We start from the raw sequence: 18,139 nt of genomic DNA, 5'->3' as shown, positions 1-18,139 counted from the left end.
AACGGTTAATGCAAATGTGGCGCGAAGGTCGCGGTCAACAGCGGACCTGGTGCTGCAAACTGAGACTCCCCCACATGTAGTGGGTGAATTTCACGATTTGATGGTGGTGGTCGGGGCGGAGAGATTCGAACTCCCGACCCTCTGTTCCCAAAACAGATGCGCTACCAGGCTGCGCTACGCCCCGACGGCTTGCTGATTAGCCGCGTTCTTCGACCGGCGCAATCCTGCAATCGCGTTAATTTTCGACTTTGCAGCCCCAAACTGCATTTTCACCGAATGCAGGATGGCGCAGGACGGTGCCTGCGTCGATGCCAAGGCGCGATGAGAGGCCCGCGTTGATCTCGAGCACGTATTGGATCGCATCGCCGCCATGGATCGCAGTCTCGTCGAGAGGAACGGCGTTTTCGTGGATGCGTGCGACGGTGCCTGTCGCGTCGATGAAAATCATATCAAGCGGGATAAGCGTGTTGCGCATCCAAAAGGCGACGCGTTGCGGGCTGTCATAGACAAAAAGCATGCCGGCGCTGCGGGCCATTCTTTCGCGATCCATCAGACCTTGTGAGCGTTCGGCAGGATCATCAGCGACTTCGACGCTAAAGCGCGCCTGCCCCCAGTCCCCCCGCAGATCGACCTGAGTATCGACGCAAGAGGCATGGAGCGCTGCGGCGGTGGACAGGCAGGTTACAATGCTTAACAGAAATGTCCGGGTCACTCGTCGGGCTTCAGCGCAGATTCCCAACTGGTGACCTGCATCGCCATACGTCCGCGTTTTCCATCGACGACACGAAGCGACACCGCTTCGCCCGGTTGAAGATCGGCCAGACCTGAGCGACGCAGAACTTCGACGTGAAGGAACACATCTTCGTTACGGCCAAACACATTGGCAAACCCAAAACCCTTGGCCTTGTCGAACCATTTGACCCGTGCAGGTTCAAGCGGCAGCGACAGATCGACCGCTTCCGCGATCTCGCTGCTCATGTCGTCGTCTTCGGGTTCTTCTCCGACCGGTGGCGAAATCGAGATCACCTCCACAGCCTGAACTCCACGTTCAGTTTCCTGTACGATCACCTCAATCCCGGCCGCATCCGCAACCGACGATTGTCCGAAATTTCTAAGCACGTTTGCGTGGAGCAGAATGTCGGGGCCGCCTTCGTTGGCCACGACAAAACCGAAACCCTTAGACGGGTCAAACCACTTAACTGTGCCAGAGACATGCGTCCCTTCTTCTTCGGCTTCCGACATGTTTAGCATCATCCCTCGAGCCTTTGGCCCTTATTAGCGATCAGTTTGGGCCATGGCCGTGCACTAATGCAAGGATAAAGATCGCTTTTTCGAATGATATTGGTCGAATGCCGTCAAGGTGCCAGCCGCGTTGCTTGCCAACCACGCATGCCCTCGCCCTGAGTATAGCGAAAGCGGTCATGCAACCGGAAGGCGCCGTCGGCCCAAAGCTCGATTTCAACGGGTTTGATGCGAAATCCGCCCCAATGCGGCGGCCTTTTCGGCGAAAGGCCTTGTTTAGCGCCCTGTCTTGCCACTTCACCCATTAGTGTGGCGCGGCTTTTAAGCGGGCGGGATTGCTCGGACGCCCAAGCCCCGATCCGGCTTTCGAGCGCGCGGGAGTTGTAATAAGCGTCGGCCTGAGCCCCCTCCTCGCGGGTGACGTGGCCCCTGACACGAACTTGACGACGCAGGGATTTCCAATGAAGCACAAAGGCGGCCATTGGCGTTGCTGTCAGCTCTCGGCCTTTCGCGCTTTCGTAGTTCGTATAAAACACGAAGGCGTCGTCTTCGATGTCTTTCAAGAGAACCATCCGCACGTTGGGCAAACCGTCACGGTCGACGGTGGACAGAGCAATGGCATTGGCGTCGTTGAGTTCGGTTTTCCAGGCCTCTTCCTGCCAGCGGCGGATGATGACGAAAGGGTCGCTACCTTCAAAAATATCGGTTCTTTCACTCATCGCGCGCGCTCCTCTTGATGCGGCGGTATTCATGACATAGACCCGACGCAGCGTAAACGGGCTGAGGGACAAGGCCATGACCGCAGGGTTAATGACGGGTAAACGCGGCCTCATCATGGGGCTGGCAAACGATAAATCCATCGCTTGGGGAATTGCGAAGGCTCTGGCTGAACAGGGCGCAGAGCTTGCTTTTTCCTATCAGGGCGATGCATTGAAAAAGCGGGTTATTCCGCTGGCGGCCTCGCTGGGATCAGACTTTGTGCTGCCCTGCGACGTGGGCGACGGTGGCAGTATCGATACGTTGTTCGACGACCTGAAAGAGCGATGGGGAAAGTTAGACTTCGTCGTCCATGCCATTGGTTTTTCTGATAAAAACGAGCTTCGGGGTCGCTATGTCGACACCAGCCGCGACAACTTCAAAATGACGATGGATATCTCGGTGTTCTCGTTTACTGCAGTTTGTCGGCGCGCGTGTACAATGATGCCGGATGGCGGCTCTTTGTTGACCATGACGTATTATGGCGCCGAAAAAGTCATGCCGCATTACAATGTGATGGGTGTGGCAAAAGCCGCGCTGGAAGCCAGCGTGCGTTATATTGCCGAGGACCTTGGCAAGGATGGCATTCGTTGTAATGCAATCTCTGCCGGGACGATCAAAACGCTTGCGGCGTCCGGGATTGGTGATTTCCGCTACATTTTGAAGTGGAACGAGCTGAATTCACCGATGCGGCGCAATGTTTCAATTGAGGATGTGGGAGGCTCGGCGTTGTATTTGCTAAGCGATCTCGGGCGTGGGGTGACAGGCGAGATCCATCACGTTGATTCTGGCTACCATGTGGTGGGCATGAAGAACCCTGAGGCTCCAGATATGACATTGGAGCGCAAAGAATGACCGAGCAGCTGCCACACGAGAAGGGGTTTCACGTCTCTTGGGATCAAATCCACCGCGATTCTCGCGCATTGGCGTGGCGGTTGGACGGACACGGGCCTGATAACGGCGCGTGGAAAGCAATTGTCGCTATCACACGGGGCGGAATGGCCCCGGCGATGATCGTAGCGCGTGAATTGGACGTGAGAACGGTCGATACGATTTCAGTGAAGTCCTATGATCATCAGGCGCAATCGGAAGCAAAGGTCCTGAAAGCGCCGAACGCCGAGATGATGGGCGATGGCACCGGCATTCTGGTCGTAGATGATTTGGTTGATAGCGGGCGGACCTTAGAGTTGGTGCGCGAGCTTTATCCGAATGCGCATTTTGCGACTGTTTACGCAAAGCCGCAGGGTGAACCGATGGTGGATACTTTCATCACCGGTGTCAGCCAGGACACGTGGATTTTCTTTCCGTGGGATATGGCTTTGCAATATGTTGAGCCCTACCGCGGCAAGGCCTGATGCGTATTCATCCGGCGATGGCGGCAACCGAGGCACCTCCTGTGATGGAGGCGCGGCGGTGGATCTCAGGGATTTCGTTCCCGGCTGACCGTCCTTTGCTGAATGTCTCGCAGGCTGCTCCGGTTGCCCCCCCACCCCAAGCCTTGCGTGAAGCGATTGCGCGATTTGCGGTCGATGTGCCTCAGGCGCATTTGTACGGGCCGGTTTTGGGGCTGGGCGATCTGCGCGAACAAGTGGCGGCGGATTGGTCCGATGCCTACGGCGGATCGGTGGATGCCGTGGACGTTGCGATCACGTCAGGGTGCAATCAGGCTTTTGCAGCTGCGATCTCGACTCTGGCCGGAACAGGAGATGAAGTTCTTCTTCCAAAACCCTGGTACTTCAATCACAAAATGTGGCTTGATATGGCGGGCATTCAATCTGTGCCGATGCCCTGCGGCGCAGGCATGTTGCCCGACCCCGAGGTCGCCGCCGGTCTTATCACGGACAAAACGCGAGCGATTGTTTTGGTGACACCGAACAATCCGACGGGCGCGGAATACCCAGCCAGCCTGGTGCGCGTGTTTTTCGAGCTGTGTCGTGCGCGCGGGATTGCTTTGATTGTGGACGAGACGTACCGCGATTTTCATTCCCGCAAAGGCGCGCCGCATGATCTTTTCACCTGTCGCGATTGGCGCGACACGCTGATCCAGCTTTATTCGTTCTCGAAGGCCTATCGGCTGACAGGGCACCGCGTGGGCGCGATGGTGACGTCCCCTGCCCGTTTGGCGGAAGTTGAGAAGTTTCTGGACACAGTTGCGATCTGCGCCAACCAGCTTGGGCAGATGGCCGCCCTTTGGGGCATGCAGAATCTGAAGCAATGGTTGGGCGGGGAACGCGCGGAAATCCTTGCACGGCGCGCGGCGGTTGAACGCGAGATGTCGACGCTGTCGGGATGGGAAGTGCTTGGGGCCGGGGCGTATTTTGCTTATCTGAAACACCCCTACCCAATGGCGTCTGATGCGCTTGCGAAACACCTTGTTTCAGAGGCGTCTGTGCTGGCGCTTCCGGGGACGATGTTTACGCCGCAGGGGGATGCGCTTGGTCTGCAATCTTTGCGGATTGCGTTTGCCAACATCGACACGGCCGAGATCGGCGAACTGGCGCGACGGCTTGGATCACTTACACTTTAGCGGGCAGGTCTTGCACGGCCTCTAGCGCTCGCGTAGGTAGTCGCGACCGCTGCAAAAGGACACGTGCATATGGCTAAGAAAAAAGCCTCAAACGTCTTCGTCTGGATCATCATGGTGATGCTTGTTGCCGGCCTTGCTGGGTTTGGCGCGACGAACTTTGGCGGCTCGCTTCGCAGCGTCGCGACGGTGGGCGACACGGAAGTGGATGTAGACACATATGCGCGGACCCTTCAGGCGCAAATGCGTAGTTACCAACAGGTAACGGGTCAGGCTTTGACCGTGCAGCAAGCCCGCGAGTTTGGCTTTGATCGCGCGGCCCTTAGTCAGGTCGTCAGCGATGCCGCTTTGCAGAACGCGACGGCTGAAGCAGGTGTGTCCATCGGCGACGAGAACGTCGGACGCGAGGTGGCTGCGAGCCCAGCTTTTCAAGGATTGTCAGGCGCATTTGACCGCCAGACCTACGAGCTCGCGCTGCGCCAGAACGGAGCGACCGTGCGCGAGTACGAAAACGAAATTCGCACCGGGATCGCAAGTGGTCTATTACGCGCGGCGGTTCAATCCGGTGTTCGCACGCCGGACGTCTTTACGCAAACGTTGTTCAACTATGCCCGTGAAGAGCGCGACATAACATGGGCGCGGCTGACCCAAGACGATCTTGACGCGCCGCTTGCCGAACCATCGGACGCCGATTTGCGTGCGTTTCATCAAGAAAATCCAGAGCGCTTCACCCAAGGCGAAACGCGGGTGATCAGCTATGCCTGGCTGACACCTGATATGATCGTGGACGATATCGAGGTAGACGACGCCCAGTTGCGCACAATTTATGACGGCCGAATCAGCGAATACGTTCAGCCCGAGCGACGCTTGGTTGAGCGGTTAGTCTTTGCGTCGCAAACCGAAGCCGATGATGCGAAAGCCCGCCTTGACGATGGAGAGGTCACGTTTGATGCCCTGGTCGACGAGCGCGGATTGTCGCTTGATGACGTGGACCTTGGCGAGGTTGAGGCGGGCGAGCTTGAAGCGGCCGGCGAAGCGTTGTTCGCCCTTGATGGACCAGACGTGGTTGGGCCTTTGCCGTCATCACTTGGGCCGGCATTGTTCCGGATGAATGCAATTCTGACAGCGCAGGAAACCACGTTTGACGAGGCGCGCGCCGAATTGGCGGACGAGGCAGCGGCGGACCGTGCGCGGCGGATCATTCTTGAAGGACAAGCGCAGGTCGAGGACCTGATTGCCGGTGGCGCGAGTGTTGATCAGTTGGCCGAACGCACAGACATGCAGGTCGGCTCGATTGACTGGCGCGACGATGTCGCCGACGGGATTGCGGCCTATGACGCGTTCCGGCTGGCGGCTGCGACTGCACAGGTTGGCGCTTTTGCCGAAGTGAACGAATTGGAAGATGGCGGCATTTTCGTTCTGACGCTGGAAGACATCCGGGCGCCAGAATTGCGCGACTTCGAAACGGTGCGCGGCGCTGTGGTCGATGCCTGGGACGCAGCCGAGGCCGAGGCCGCTTTGACGGCGCAGGCCGAAGCCTATGCCGTCCGGTTGAACGGTGGGGCCGAGATGGCTGGTTTGGGGCTTGCGCTTGAGACAGATCGTGCCTTGGAACGGTCAGGGTTTGTGGATGGAACACCTCCAGATTTTACCGATCAGGTGTTTGATATGGACGAAGGCGAAGTGCGTGTTCTTTCGGAGGCCGGTGAAGCATGGCTGGTGCGGCTTGATCGCATTGCAGTGCCCGATCCAAGCTCGCCGGAAGCGCAATTGGTAGTGACGCAGTTCGGTCAGGAGACCGCGCGCGAGTTGTCCCAAAGCCTTTTAACCGCCTTTACCCAATCGGTGCTGAGCGAGACAGAGGTCTATATCAATCAGGCCGCAATCACGGCCGTTACCTCGCAATCGTACTGATGGGCCTGTCCCCTTCTTATGACGATTTCGCTCGCAGCTATGATGTGGGCGAGAACCAATTGGTCTACACGCGGCTGGCGGCGGATTTGGATACTCCGGTGTCATTGATGCTGAAGTTGACGGGTGCGAAGGCGGATGCGTTCGTACTTGAATCGGTCACAGGCGGTGAGGTGCGGGGGCGCTATTCGATCATTGGCATGAAGCCGGATTTAATCTGGGAGTGCCATGGGGCAACCGCGCGGATTAATCGCAACGCGCGGTTTGATCGTAGCGCATTTGTTGATGAATCGGCTGATCCGCTTGCATCGTTGCGATCCCTGATTGCAGAAAGCCGGATTGAATTGCCTGCTGGACTGCCCGGCGCATCGGCGGGGATTTTTGGCTATCTCGGCTATGATATGATCCGTCTGGTCGAGCATTTACCCAATGTTAACCCGGATGTTTTAGGTGTGCCCGACGCGATCATGTTGCGACCTTCCGTGGTTGCTGTGCTGGATGGCGTAAAGGGCGAAGTGATTGTATGTGCACCTGCTTGGATATCATCGGGGCAAAACGCACGGGCTGCATATGCGCAAGCCGCGGAACGGGTGATGGACGCGGTGCGCGATATGGAGCGCGCGGTGCCAAGCGCGGACCGCGATCTTGGCGAAGAATTTGCAGCGCCTGACCCGGTCTCAAATTTCGCGAAGGCGGATTATTTAGCGGCCGTCGAGAAGGCGCGCGAGTATATTCAGGCAGGCGACATTTTTCAGGTCGTGCCATCGCAACGCTGGTCACAACCTTTTCCCCTAGCACCTTTTTCGCTCTATCGGTCATTGCGACGCACGAACCCCTCGCCGTTCATGTTCCATTTCGACTTTGGCGGCTTTCAGGTGATCGGGGCGTCTCCGGAAATTTTGGTGCGGGTGTTTGACGGCGAAGTCACGGTGCGTCCAATCGCTGGTACGCGGCCACGGGGTGTTACGCCGGAGGAGGATCGCGCCTATGAGGCCGATCTGATGGGCGACGAGAAAGAATTGGCCGAGCATCTGATGCTGTTGGATTTAGGCCGCAACGATGTGGGTCGGGTGGCAAAGATCGGTACAGTGCGGCCCACAGAAGAGTTCATCGTTGAGCACTATTCCCATGTCATGCACATTGTGTCGAACGTGGTAGGAGAATTGCGCGAGGACGAAGACGCTTTGTCGGCATTGCTTGCAGGTTTGCCGGCGGGGACGGTTTCAGGCGCCCCGAAGGTGCGTGCGATGGAAATTATCGACGAGTTGGAACCCGAAAAACGCGGTGTTTATGGCGGCGGCGTCGGATATTTCTCGGCGGGCGGCGACATGGACATGTGTATCGCTTTGCGCACGGCCGTTTTGAAGGACGAGACCTTGTACGTGCAGGCCGGTGGCGGTGTTGTTTGGGACAGCGATCCGGAAGCCGAATACGAGGAAACGGTTAATAAAAGCCGCGCCATTCGCAAAGCCGCCGAGGATGCGGGGCGGTTCGAACGCGGCGGAAATCACTAAACCGATTGGGGCTTTGCCCGTTGTGCGAATTAATCTTCGTTAATCGCCTTCAAGATAGCGGCTGGCTTGTGATCTCGTCTCAAAGATGTGGAGGCGGTGCGCTGGAAAAGCCTCGGAAAGCTTCAGGCGCATAAAGGCAGACCCTGCGTAACGAGTTATCTTATTATAGTACTTTTTCTCCAAGGTTGTGACCATACGCGCCCATGCGTTCACCACATCGTCCCCGATGCGGCAGTCATCGTAATTCACAATGACATCAACGCGTTGCGGATGTCGTGCGCAAACGCCTTCAACCGCCTCACAGACTAGTTTGACGTCGGCTTCGCTTTTGATGCGCATCTTCTCAAAGTTTAAGAACAGCCGATTTTGCGTGGTGTCCAGGGCCACGCGCATCGGTAGATCAAGATGGAGGAGATCGACGCGGAGATCCATCTCGGCTAACTGGAAAATACGCGCGTCCATAAGCGCCAGGTCTTCGATAATCGGGGGCGTCTCCATCAATGCGAGTATGTCGCGATCCAGATCAATGCCCGGGGCAATCTCGGTGAGCTTCAAACCATTGGGGGTTAGTTCGAACACACAGCGTTCCGTCACGTAGATCACGGGCTGGCCAAGGCGTGCGGCACGCGTTCCCGAAAAGGTGACCTGCTCGACATCAGGTAAGAATTTTCGGTGCGCCCCTTCGTTCAGGATTGTTAATCCGCCGTTCTCGACCGCGATTTTCAAACCCGATGCGGTGAAGGTGCCCGCAAAGACGAGGGCGCGGGCATTCTGAGAAATATTAATGAAGCCCCCTGCCCCTGCAAGACGCGGGCCGAAGCGCGAGACGTTAACGTTGCCGTACTGGTCGGCTTGGGCGAGGCCAAGGCAGGCCATATCGAGACCCCCGCCATCATAGAAATCGAACTGGTTGTTTTGCGGGATGACCGCATCGGTGTTCACCGCCGCACCAAAATCGAGGCCGGATGCGGGCTGCCCGCCGATGACGCCCGGCTCCGCGGTCAGGGTCAGATGTTCCAGAAGGCCCTCGTCGGCGGCGACCGAGGCAACCCCCTCGGGCATACCGATGCCAAGGTTGACGACGCCGTTGACCGGTAATTCAAAGGCGCAACGACGGGCGATGACCTTGCGAGCATCGAGCGGCATCGGGGGGATTTCGCCTTCGGGCGGACGGATGCGGTTAGTGAAGGCTTGGTTGAAGGGCGTGGCGTAGGTTTGAAGGTGATTTTCGGGCTTTGAGACCACGACGGCATCCACGAGAATCCCTGGGATTTGCACATCGCGGGCAAGAAGGGATTTATTGCGTGCGATCCGTTCGACTTGCACGATGACGACGCCGCCTGCGTTTTTCACGGCCATCGCCTGGGCAAGATTGTCGATTATAAGCGCTTCGCGCTCCATCGTGATATTGCCAGCCTGGTCGGCTGTCGTGCCGCGCAGAAGCGCGACCGTCAGGCGTTGGGCCGGGTAAAAAAGAACCTCTTCGCCGTCAATCTCAATTAATTTCAGTTGAGGTTCTGTTGATATATCATTTATGGCACCGCCCCCGTTTCTTGGGTCGACAAAGGTCTCAAGCCCAACCTTTGAGAGCATTCCCGGCCTGCCGGCCGCAATGTCACGGTAAAGCTGGCTTATGCAGCCTTGTGGCAGGTTCCAGCCCTCGATTTTGCCATCAACGGCGAGTGCCGCGACTTTGGGGATCAACCCCCAGTGGCCGCCGATGACTCGTTTCAAAAGGCCCTCGTGACCGAGGCGATTGAGACCGCGGTCTTTGCCGTCGCCCTGCCCCGCAGCGAAGAACAGCGTCAGATCGCGCGGGCTTTGGGTTTCAACAAAGCGGTCCTCAATGGCGCGGAGAAGTTCGTCGGGAACACCTATTCCAACGAAGCCAGAGGTTGTGATGACATCCCCGTCTTTGATCAGGGCGGCGGCTTCGGAAGGGGAGACGACTTTATTGAGCATAGAGGCATCTTAGGCGCGCGCCGCGGTTCGGTCTAGTTGCGTGTCGGGGCCCATTTACCGATCATAAGGCAGATCACCTCCTTTCCATCACGGGCTTTCAAAGGCTGTTCTTTGGTGATCGTGGTGCGATTTTTGCGCCGTAAAAGCCGGATCGTGAGGTGGTCGCACCTTTCGCAGCGGGCGTCGTTATGGTCGGGAGATCGGCCAAGCTCGTGAGACTCCTTTGGGTCAGATCGAAGGTCGAAAAGCTGCAGAGGCCAGGCGGGGAAATGGACGTATTTCTGTTAACTTTTGCGGATCATATTGACGCAGAATCTGGATGGGTCCGTGCCGAGTGTTTTACGGGCAGCAAAGAAGGCATAGTCGACTTCCGAGAAGACAGCGTCGCGCCAGTCATAGGGGGTTTGGCCGTGCAAGATCGGTTCCAGCGAGCAACTGTCGAGACGATGATATGCCGGCGGCGCGCCCGTTTTGTCGAGGAAGGTGAGCACAAGCTCGATGGCTTCGACGAGGGCTTCCAAGATGGCCCTCGGGTGGGATAGGCTTAAAGCCGCGGGTCGTAAATGATCAGCGGGACACAGACGGACACCTCGTGAAAGAGGTCCTTTTCGCCCATCCAGTGATCCCCAAAGTGGTCGTCGGTCTGTATAGTGTTTTCTACAACAAAAGGGGAAAGACGCACATGGAAGCGGATTATGTCGTCGTCGGCGCAGGGTCAGCGGGCTGTGTTGTGGCCAATCGTTTGAGCGCGGATCCCAACGTGAAAGTCGTCCTGCTAGAGGCCGGTCCTGCCGATACGAACCCTTGGATTCACATCCCCGTTGGTTATTTCAAGACTATGCATAATCCGAAGGTCGACTGGTGTTATCGCACCGAACCGGATCCGGGGCTGAATGGGCGGTCCATCGACTGGCCGCGCGGCAAGGTTTTGGGGGGGTCGTCGTCGCTGAACGGATTGTTATACGTCCGCGGGCAAGCCGGGGACTATGATCGCTGGCGTCAGATGGGGAACACCGGCTGGGGCTGGGATGATGTGTTGCCATTGTTCAAGCGCGCCGAGGCGAACGAGCGCGGCGCGGATGAGTTCCACGGGGACGAAGGCCCCCTCGCCGTCTCAGACATGCGGATTCAGCGTCCCATCTGTGATGCCTGGGTCGCGGCTGCGCAAGCTGCGGGCTATCCTTTCAATCCCGACTATAACGGCAGGACACAGGAAGGCGTCGGGTATTTCCAGCTGACCACGAAAAACGGCCGCCGGTGCAGTGCCGCAGTGGCATATCTGAAGCCGATCCGCAGCCGCACTAATCTGAAGGTCGTGACGAAGGCGCTGGTCTCCAAGGTAAACATCGAGAACAAGTGTGCGGTCAGCGTGTCGTATCGCGATGCAAGCGGCAGCGAACAAATCGTCACGGCGCGACGCGAGATTGTGTTGTCGGGCGGGTCAATCAATTCGCCGCAAATCCTGATGCTTTCGGGGATCGGCGACGCCGAACACCTGAAGGAAAACGGTGTCGAGCCAGCGCACCATTTGCCGGGCGTGGGCAAGAACTTGCAAGACCACCTACAGGCGCGGCTTGTGTTCAAGTGCAACGAACCCACGCTGAATGACGAGGTACGATCCTTGTTCAATCAGGCGCGGATCGCCTTGAAGTACGCGATGTTCCGTTCGGGGCCGATGACGATGGCCGCGTCTTTGGCGACCGGGTTTCTTAAAACGCACGACGATGCGGCAACGCCGGATATCCAATTCCACGTGCAACCCTGGTCTGCCGACAGTCCCGGCGAAGGCGTGCATCCGTTTTCGGCTTTCACAATGTCGGTGTGTCAGCTGCGTCCCGAAAGCCGAGGCGAGATCAGGCTTGATGGGCCCTCGCCCAGATCCTATCCGAAAATTCATCCACGGTATCTGGCGACCGAGACCGATTGCCGGACTCTTGTTGAGGGCGTAAATATCGCGCGGCGCATTGCACGTCTGGCTCCGCTAAGCTCGATGATCGCCGAGGAATTCCGCCCTGATCAATCGCTTGGCATGGACGACTACGACGGCACTTTGGATTGGGCGCGCAACAACAGCGTGTCGATTTACCACCCGGCGGGCACCTGTAAGATGGGTTCGGGCACCGATGCTGTCGTGGACGCCGCCCTGAACGTGCATGGCATCAAGGGTCTGCGGGTCGCGGATTGTTCGATCATGCCGGAGATCGTGTCCGGCAACACCAATGCGCCTGCGATCATGATTGGCGAAAAGGCATCGGATTTGATCGTAGCCCGAAGTTAACGCAAAAGGTGCGGGCGGGATTTCTCTGTAGCCTGAAAGCGGTACGGAGTTGATGTCTTGCGCTTTCTGATTTCAGTGATGGGCAAATAACGCGGCGAATGAACCTTTAATGTTACCCAGTTTGGAAACCCGCGCCCCCTATGCACGCACACTGAGATCAAATAAAAAGGGGGATAGGGGTACAGGGCCTGAATCTGCGGTCAGAAAACACTATCGAAGTCGTAGGTCCCGAATTATCCAAAAATGAACCACAAGACCAAACGGACCCAGTTGAAATCTTCTAAGTCGTTGATTTTATGGTGCACCCGTCGCGATTCGAACGCGAGGCCTCTGCCTTCGGAGGGCAGCGCTCTATCCAGCTGAGCTACGGGTGCCTAGAGCGGCGTATACTCAGGTGATCTCGGCTCTGCAATAAAGGAATTGCTCGCAGGGACAAGCTCGGTGGCCTAGTCGAAAAGTTCATGGCAAAGCTCAAGCGCATCTATCAACGTGTCGACCTCGGCCTCGGTATTATAAAGGCCAAAACTTGCGCGACACGTGGCGCTGACCCCGAGGTAATCCATCAAGGGGCCGACGCAATGCTGCCCTGCCCTGACGGCGACGCCTTTTTTGTCGAGCACCGTGGAAATGTCGTGCGCATGAGCGGCCCCCGTCATCGTAAACGAGAAGATTGCGGCTTTGTCTTGGGTCGTGCCCTGAACGTTCAGCCAGTTCAAGCCGTCAAGACGGGTGCGTGTATAGTCGCGCAAAGTGTTCTCGTAGGCCGCGATGTTCGCCATGCCAAGGTCCATCATATAGTGAAGTGCCACGCCAAGGCCGATTTGCTGGACGATACCGGGCGTGCCCGCCTCAAATTTCATCGGCGGATCGTTCCACGTGATCGCGTCCTTGTGGACTTCGCGGATCATGTCCCCGCCGCCCATAAATGGGCGCATTTCAGCCTGTCTGTCGGCGCGGATGTAGATCGCACCTGAGCCAGACGGACCGTAGAGCTTATGCCCAGTGATCGCATAGAAGTCGCAGCCGATGTCCTGAACGTCGACGGGCATGTGGACAGCAGCCTGGGAGCCGTCGACCAACACGGGCACACCTTTTGCATGCGCGCCTGCCGTGATGGTTTTCACGTCAACGCGGCTGCCAAGCACGTTGGACAGATGCGTAACGGCAATGAGTTTCGTCTTCGGCGTGATCGCGTCGAGGACTTTTTGCGGGTCCAGCCCACCGGTTTCATCGACGTCGACCCAGACCAGTTTCACACCCTGGCGTTCGCGCAGAAAATGCCAGGGAACGATATTAGCGTGGTGTTCCATTACCGACAGGATGATCTCATCGCCCGCTTCCATGCGGGGCATAGCCCAGCTGTAAGCGATGAGATTTATGCCCTCGGTGGTGCCGGAGTTCATGACGATCTCGTTCTCGGAGGCAGCATTCAGGAAGCGCTGAACGGTGCCGCGTACGGCTTCGTATTTTTCCGTGGCAACGTTGGAAAGGTAGTGCAAACCCCTGTGAACATTTGAGTATTCATGAGCGTAGGCATTGGTGATTGCGTCGATCACGACGCTTGGCTTTTGCGCCGAAGCGCCGTTGTCGAGATAGACCAACGGCTTGCCGTTCACTTCCCGCGAAAGGATAGGGAAGTCTTTGCGAATGGTTTCGACGTCATACATTACGCCAGTCCTCCGGCCATGAATTGTACGCCAAGCAGCGACATCAGAAAGATCAGGATCAACGCCACACCAAGTGACGCGAAAAGAAGTACGCCGAAGGATTTCCAAAGCGAGGCAAATCCGTGCAGCGCTGCAATGAAATTCAGGTTGATCCAGAACGTGAGAAGGATGATCGCCAGAGAAAACAGCCCCGACAAAGGCGGAACGAAAAGGAACAGAAGAAACTCGACCAACTGGCCTGCGAAAATGAGGCCTTGCAGGAAAACAGTAAGCAGCAGCGCTTCTTCAAAGCGGCCCTTGCCGCCCATTGCAGCGCCGACTTTCCAGACAAGAAAGACCGATGCGGCGCCGGCAACTGCCGAAGTGATTGCAAGAACCAGCGGCCCAAGGGCGGCCTGCCCGGCGGTTTGTTCCAGCCCGCCGCTTAAGAAAGACAGGATCACCGAAAGGCACACAAGTGCTCCAAACGCTGGCCAAAGCGCGACCACAGGCACGCCCAAGGACATCAACGTGCTGGCCGCTTCGCGCGGTTCGCGCAGGGCTTGCAACGCGATTGGAAAGAACGTGTTCAGCATCATTTATTCCTGTTCGGGCACGGGTCGTTTGGCAATTTCAATCACTCCGGAAGCCCAAAACACCACAAACGATCCAAGGGCAACCACCGCAAGCATCGAAGTGCCCAGACTTTCGCCGATAAATCCTGTCATCAAACCGGACATAAGCCACATCGGGGCCGCGGCAAGCAGCGCCCAGAACAGCGCAACGCGCGACATATAGCCAGTGGATGCCCGCCCCAGTGCCTTCAGAATCCAATGGACAAGCAGCGCAACTGTGTAAAAGAACAGCGGCGCGATGATCACCCAACCGAACAGCGCACCCGCCATCAATCCGTCCAACGCGACCGCGTCGCTCAGGAATGCCTCGCGCGACAAGCGCGGCCATTGCGCGATGAAGATTAAAAAGCAAGCGCCCATAAGGATCGCAAGTGCGCGATCTTCCCGCTCGCTTGCGCCGATGCGACGCCGCAGCACTTCGCGCGGGGCTCGATAGGTGCGGACGATATCAAGGGCAACACTCACTCAGATTGGCCTTTCACGATCTCCGGCGGCGATGCAGCCAGCCCTCAAGTCGGCTAAGAATATCGGCGGAGATTGCTTTGTCATCGATCTCGTCGATGGCTTCAGTGAGAAACGAGAGCACCAGAAGGTCCTGGGCTTCGCTACTTGGGACACCGCGTGAACGCAGATAAAACAGCGCCTCTTCGTCGATCGCACCGGTGGTGGAGCCATGCGAACAGGCCACATCGTCGGCGTAGATCTCAAGCTCGGGTTTGGCGAGGAACTCTGCATCACCGTCGAGCAAAAGCGCCTGGCTAATCTGGTAGCCATCGGTCTTTTGCGCACCGGCTTTAACGAGGATTTTGCCCTGAAACGCACCAACCGCGCCGTTACGAAGCACCTTTTTGAACACCTGACGGCTTTCGCAATTCACCGCGTCGTGGGTGATGAAGACCGTGTCGTCGTGGTGAAAATCACCGTCGCCGACGGCCGCGCCCGCGATATGGGCGGTGGCGTTGTCACCGTTCACTTCGATAACGGCCTCGTTTCGGGTCAGGCGGCCATTTGCAGTCAAGGTGAAGGATTTGAACGTGCTTTCCTCGCCAAGGCGCGCAAACAAATGCGTTATCGCAAGTCGCTCGTGATCGCGGCCTTGTGCGCGGACGTGGTGGAAGGTGGCGCGGTCTGCGATCTCGACTTCCATGCATTTGTTAAAACGCGCGGCGGCGGGACCGTTTTCAAGAATTGTAAGCTCGGCGCCCTCTTCTACCCGCACGACGAAATGCAGGATCGCGTCGCTGTTTGGGTTCTCGTGGAGATACACAAACGAGACCGGCTTGGACACTTTGCCCGTTGCGCGTACAACAACCCCGTCGGTGGCAAACGCCGTGTTCAACGCTGCGAAGGGGCGTTTTACCGGAGTTTGGCCACGGGTTTCCAGCACGCCATAGAGGTCTTTGGCCCAGTGGATATCTTTGGCGGTCGCATCGGAAAGCCGCTCGATTGCGAGGTTTTCGTGGCTGAAGTCGTCGGACGCTTCGGCGTCAAAGACGCCATCGCGAAAAACAATGCGTAGCCGGTCGATATCGCTGAACAGAGCCGTTTCCTTGGCGTCAAAAACTGCCGCGCCGGGCGCAACTGGCGCGTTCAAGGCATCGGGCCGTGTAAACCGCCAGTATTCGTCGCGTGCGCCCGGAAGACCCATGGCACGCAATCGCGAAAGCGCATCGGCGCGCGCATCATTTGCCCAACCCGCGCCGTCGGGCATCTGAAGATGCGCAAGCCGTGCCTCGGTAGCGTCGGTTTTTGCCTGCGGCAGAGCCATTACGCAACCTCCGCAAAGATGTCGGCGTAACCGTTGTTTTCTACTTCAAGCGCAAGCTCCGGACCGCCAGTTTTTACGATACGGCCGTCCGCCATAATGTGGACGACGTCTGGTTTGATGTGGTCGAGAAGGCGTTGGTAGTGGGTAATCACAAGAAACGACCGACCTTCAGCGCGCAGCGCGTTTACGCCATCTGCGACAAGCTTCATTGCGTCGACGTCGAGGCCCGAGTCGGTCTCGTCGAGGATGCACATCTTCGGCTCAAGAATCGCCATCTGCAGGATTTCGTTACGCTTTGTCTCGCCGCCCGAGAAGCCCACGTTGACCGGGCGTTTCAGCATGTCGGCGTCAATTTTCAGGGACTTGGCCTTCTCGCGGATCAACTTGAGGAAGTCGGCAGCGCTTAGTTCGTCTTCCCCGCGTGCTTTTCGTTGTGAATTCAAGGCCGTGCGCAGGAACGTCATGTTGCCGACGCCGGGGATTTCCACCGGGTACTGGAACGCTAGAAAAAGGCCTGCTGAGGCGCGCTCTTCGGGGTCAAGCTCGAGAATTTCCTGACCTTGCAGCGTGGCCGAACCAGCCGTCACTTCGTAGCCGTCACGCCCCGACAGAACGTAGCTTAGCGTCGACTTTCCAGAGCCGTTCGGACCCATGATCGCGTGAACTTTGCCAGCTGGCACTTCCAGGTTTACGCCCTTCAGGATGATCTTTTCTTCTTCTTCAAGTTTGACGTGCAGGTTATTGATTTTTAACATTTTTCGCCTCGTGCAACAGGAAAAGAGGCTCCGCCTAAAAGGCGGGCCCCAAAATGGGTTAGGTGTGTGTGAGTTGTGGTTAGACGGTCTTGTCTAAGGTCTGAGCCACGTAGGCCTCGGAAAAGAAATTGGCATAAATGCCTGGAAATCGCTCCATCATCTGAGCCTGTCCAAACAACATGGCACCAAAGCCCGCGACAACCGCCAGCTTGCGAAGCGTGCCGTTGAAGCCAAACGTCCAAGTGAAGATCAACGCCAGGAGACCGCCGATCACCAGATGTGCGTGGATGAGATACGGTTCGACCATTCCGATCGCTTCGGGAAGCGTCACCGGCATCAAGCCGCCGTCCTGAAAGAAGTGGAAAGCCGCCGCTTGCCCTGCGAAGACCGACAAACCGCCGATGACGATGGCCACGGGAACCAGAACCAGATTTGATCCCTCGCCCACTTTGACCTTTTTCTTCCTGGACTTCATGCGCACCGTATTGGTTGCCTTGCCCGCGCGCGCAGTTTCCTCGTCGCGCGGACCAATATGGACTTCGCCCATCGTATTGGCCGCGCCCTTGTTGATCCGGTTGAGACGATCTTCGAACGTCTGATGTGTAGCTTGCGCCGTTCCCATGTGTTGCATCCCCTTGAGTGCTTGATGGGGACAAAACCAACGCTTCGTGACCAAAGAAGGGCAACCTTAAGGAGAATTGGCCGCTTTTCGCCGAAAAACCATAGGTTTTGACGGGAAACGCAGGGGTATGATGCAAAAACCGCGACATATCAGTCGATCACCACCGCCGTGCCACTGGTCGAGACCATCAGCATTTTGTTGATGACCTCGTAGTCGAAATCGGCGCCGACGACGACGTTAGCGCCTTTTTCCGTGGCGTGTTCTTCCAACTCGCGCAGGGCTTTATTGCGGACTTTGCCAAGCTCGTGCTCATAGGCGCCCGAGCGACCACCGACGATGTCGGTGATCTGATCAAAGAGATCGCGAAAGACGTTGGCACCACGGATAGCTTCGCCAACCACGACACCGCAGTAGTCCTTGATTTCGTGGCCGTTGAGCGAGGACGTAGTCGTAACGATCATATTCTTCTCTCCCCAAGGGGTCGTTTCTTTTTCCAGCGGTTGAGGACGGTCTGCGCAAACACGCT

18 protein-coding genes and 2 tRNA genes are annotated in these 18,139 nt (G+C 57.4%); 6 read left to right on the top strand and 14 right to left on the bottom strand.

Annotated features, from left to right (window positions below):
* Window positions 1-107: 107 nt before the first annotated feature.
* The 4 genes from Q1B15_RS08955 to pdxH all read right to left on the bottom strand — a co-directional run bounded on the left by Q1B15_RS08955 (window position 108) and on the right by pdxH (window position 1,961).
* Window positions 108-184, bottom strand: a tRNA-Pro gene (locus Q1B15_RS08955).
* A 51-nt stretch (window positions 185-235) separates the two neighbouring features.
* Window positions 236-676: a DUF192 domain-containing protein gene (locus Q1B15_RS08950; protein WP_299753154.1), complete on the bottom strand. Its 441-nt coding sequence runs from the start codon at window positions 674-676 to the stop codon at window positions 236-238.
* Between the two features lie 32 nt (window positions 677-708).
* Window positions 709-1,242 (bottom strand): cold-shock protein, encoded by a 534-nt coding sequence (locus tag Q1B15_RS08945; protein WP_299753148.1) that lies wholly within the window; start codon window positions 1,240-1,242, stop codon window positions 709-711.
* 113 nt (window positions 1,243-1,355) lie between these two features.
* Complete coding sequence (pdxH, locus tag Q1B15_RS08940) at window positions 1,356-1,961, bottom strand: pyridoxamine 5'-phosphate oxidase (protein WP_299753146.1); 606 nt, start codon at window positions 1,959-1,961, stop codon at window positions 1,356-1,358.
* Window positions 1,962-2,037: 76 nt separating this feature from the next.
* Between pdxH and fabI the strand changes: the two genes are divergently transcribed.
* From fabI to trpE, 5 genes are all read left to right on the top strand, one after another.
* Complete coding sequence (gene fabI / locus Q1B15_RS08935; protein WP_299753144.1) at window positions 2,038-2,853, top strand: enoyl-ACP reductase FabI; 816 nt, start codon at window positions 2,038-2,040, stop codon at window positions 2,851-2,853.
* Window positions 2,850-3,353 carry a xanthine phosphoribosyltransferase gene (gene gpt, locus Q1B15_RS08930; protein ID WP_299753142.1) on the top strand — a complete coding sequence of 168 codons (504 nt, stop codon included), beginning with the start codon at window positions 2,850-2,852 and terminating at the stop codon, window positions 3,351-3,353. The genes fabI and gpt overlap by 4 nt, the downstream gene beginning before the upstream one ends.
* Complete coding sequence (locus Q1B15_RS08925; protein WP_299753140.1) at window positions 3,353-4,525, top strand: aminotransferase; 1,173 nt, start codon at window positions 3,353-3,355, stop codon at window positions 4,523-4,525. Before gpt ends, Q1B15_RS08925 begins: the two co-directional genes overlap by 1 nt.
* A gap of 69 nt (window positions 4,526-4,594) precedes the next feature.
* Entirely contained in the window at window positions 4,595-6,436 is a 1,842-nt protein-coding gene (locus Q1B15_RS08920) for a peptidylprolyl isomerase (RefSeq protein WP_299753138.1), read from the top strand.
* On the top strand, window positions 6,436-7,947 hold the full coding sequence (gene trpE / locus Q1B15_RS08915; RefSeq protein WP_299753136.1) for an anthranilate synthase component I: 1,512 nt from the start codon (window positions 6,436-6,438) through the stop codon (window positions 7,945-7,947). Before Q1B15_RS08920 ends, trpE begins: the two co-directional genes overlap by 1 nt.
* Before the next feature lie 39 nt (window positions 7,948-7,986).
* Here the strand turns inward: trpE and Q1B15_RS08910 are convergent, their stop codons facing one another.
* Entirely contained in the window at window positions 7,987-9,909 is a 1,923-nt protein-coding gene (locus Q1B15_RS08910) for an acyl CoA:acetate/3-ketoacid CoA transferase (RefSeq protein ID WP_299753134.1), read from the bottom strand.
* Window positions 9,910-10,193: 284 nt separating this feature from the next.
* The gene (locus tag Q1B15_RS08905) at window positions 10,194-10,430 is read right to left on the bottom strand and encodes a hypothetical protein (protein WP_299753132.1); all 237 of its coding nucleotides are present in this window, start codon (window positions 10,428-10,430) and stop codon (window positions 10,194-10,196) included.
* Window positions 10,431-10,591: 161 nt separating this feature from the next.
* Between Q1B15_RS08905 and Q1B15_RS08900 the strand changes: the two genes are divergently transcribed.
* On the top strand, window positions 10,592-12,187 hold the full coding sequence (locus Q1B15_RS08900; protein ID WP_299753152.1) for a GMC family oxidoreductase N-terminal domain-containing protein: 1,596 nt from the start codon (window positions 10,592-10,594) through the stop codon (window positions 12,185-12,187).
* A 297-nt stretch (window positions 12,188-12,484) separates the two neighbouring features.
* On the opposite strand, the gene Q1B15_RS08895 is transcribed toward Q1B15_RS08900, so the two are convergent.
* The 8 genes from Q1B15_RS08895 to Q1B15_RS08860 all read right to left on the bottom strand — a co-directional run bounded on the left by Q1B15_RS08895 (window position 12,485) and on the right by Q1B15_RS08860 (window position 18,074).
* A tRNA-Arg gene (locus tag Q1B15_RS08895) sits at window positions 12,485-12,561 on the bottom strand.
* Between the two features lie 72 nt (window positions 12,562-12,633).
* Window positions 12,634-13,854 carry a cysteine desulfurase gene (locus Q1B15_RS08890; protein ID WP_299753130.1) on the bottom strand — a complete coding sequence of 407 codons (1,221 nt, stop codon included), beginning with the start codon at window positions 13,852-13,854 and terminating at the stop codon, window positions 12,634-12,636.
* Window positions 13,854-14,429 (bottom strand): hypothetical protein, encoded by a 576-nt coding sequence (locus Q1B15_RS08885; protein ID WP_299753128.1) that lies wholly within the window; start codon window positions 14,427-14,429, stop codon window positions 13,854-13,856. The genes Q1B15_RS08890 and Q1B15_RS08885 overlap by 1 nt, the downstream gene beginning before the upstream one ends.
* A gap of 3 nt (window positions 14,430-14,432) precedes the next feature.
* The gene (locus Q1B15_RS08880) at window positions 14,433-14,933 is read right to left on the bottom strand and encodes a YIP1 family protein (RefSeq protein ID WP_299753126.1); all 501 of its coding nucleotides are present in this window, start codon (window positions 14,931-14,933) and stop codon (window positions 14,433-14,435) included.
* Window positions 14,934-14,946: 13 nt separating this feature from the next.
* Complete coding sequence (gene sufD / locus Q1B15_RS08875; protein ID WP_299753124.1) at window positions 14,947-16,236, bottom strand: Fe-S cluster assembly protein SufD; 1,290 nt, start codon at window positions 16,234-16,236, stop codon at window positions 14,947-14,949.
* On the bottom strand, window positions 16,236-16,991 hold the full coding sequence (gene sufC, locus Q1B15_RS08870) for a Fe-S cluster assembly ATPase SufC (RefSeq protein ID WP_299753122.1): 756 nt from the start codon (window positions 16,989-16,991) through the stop codon (window positions 16,236-16,238). The genes sufD and sufC overlap by 1 nt, the downstream gene beginning before the upstream one ends.
* Before the next feature lie 79 nt (window positions 16,992-17,070).
* Complete coding sequence (locus Q1B15_RS08865; RefSeq protein WP_299753120.1) at window positions 17,071-17,613, bottom strand: hypothetical protein; 543 nt, start codon at window positions 17,611-17,613, stop codon at window positions 17,071-17,073.
* A gap of 149 nt (window positions 17,614-17,762) precedes the next feature.
* Complete coding sequence (locus Q1B15_RS08860; RefSeq protein ID WP_299753150.1) at window positions 17,763-18,074, bottom strand: heavy metal-binding domain-containing protein; 312 nt, start codon at window positions 18,072-18,074, stop codon at window positions 17,763-17,765.
* Window positions 18,075-18,139: the final 65 nt, after the last annotated feature.

Origin of the sequence: uncultured Boseongicola sp. (genome assembly GCF_937988555.1) — a bacterium.
Classification (GTDB): domain Bacteria; phylum Pseudomonadota; class Alphaproteobacteria; order Rhodobacterales; family Rhodobacteraceae; genus Boseongicola.
Note: the sequence above shows the minus strand (reverse complement) of the source record. Positions and strands in the feature narration are given on the sequence as shown.

Bases quoted from the DNA above. Each gene is read 5' to 3' on its own strand.
- Q1B15_RS08900 (WP_299753152.1), top strand. From the start codon at position 10,592: ATGGAAGCGGATTATGTCGTCGTCGGCGCAGGGTCAGCGGGCTGTGTT.
- Q1B15_RS08920 (WP_299753138.1), top strand. From the start codon at position 4,595: ATGGCTAAGAAAAAAGCCTCAAACGTCTTCGTCTGGATCATCATGGTG.
- fabI (WP_299753144.1), top strand. From the start codon at position 2,038: ATGACCGCAGGGTTAATGACGGGTAAACGCGGCCTCATCATGGGGCTG.
- Q1B15_RS08885 (WP_299753128.1), bottom strand. From the start codon at position 14,429: ATGCTGAACACGTTCTTTCCAATCGCGTTGCAAGCCCTGCGCGAACCG.
- Q1B15_RS08890 (WP_299753130.1), bottom strand. From the start codon at position 13,854: ATGTATGACGTCGAAACCATTCGCAAAGACTTCCCTATCCTTTCGCGG.
- Q1B15_RS08910 (WP_299753134.1), bottom strand. From the start codon at position 9,909: ATGCTCAATAAAGTCGTCTCCCCTTCCGAAGCCGCCGCCCTGATCAAA.
- Q1B15_RS08860 (WP_299753150.1), bottom strand. From the start codon at position 18,074: ATGATCGTTACGACTACGTCCTCGCTCAACGGCCACGAAATCAAGGAC.
- trpE (WP_299753136.1), top strand. From the start codon at position 6,436: ATGGGCCTGTCCCCTTCTTATGACGATTTCGCTCGCAGCTATGATGTG.
- Q1B15_RS08925 (WP_299753140.1), top strand. From the start codon at position 3,353: ATGCGTATTCATCCGGCGATGGCGGCAACCGAGGCACCTCCTGTGATG.
- pdxH (WP_299753146.1), bottom strand. From the start codon at position 1,961: ATGAGTGAAAGAACCGATATTTTTGAAGGTAGCGACCCTTTCGTCATC.
- sufD (WP_299753124.1), bottom strand. From the start codon at position 16,236: ATGGCTCTGCCGCAGGCAAAAACCGACGCTACCGAGGCACGGCTTGCG.
- Q1B15_RS08865 (WP_299753120.1), bottom strand. From the start codon at position 17,613: ATGGGAACGGCGCAAGCTACACATCAGACGTTCGAAGATCGTCTCAAC.
- gpt (WP_299753142.1), top strand. From the start codon at position 2,850: ATGACCGAGCAGCTGCCACACGAGAAGGGGTTTCACGTCTCTTGGGAT.
- sufC (WP_299753122.1), bottom strand. From the start codon at position 16,991: ATGTTAAAAATCAATAACCTGCACGTCAAACTTGAAGAAGAAGAAAAG.
- Q1B15_RS08945 (WP_299753148.1), bottom strand. From the start codon at position 1,242: ATGTCGGAAGCCGAAGAAGAAGGGACGCATGTCTCTGGCACAGTTAAG.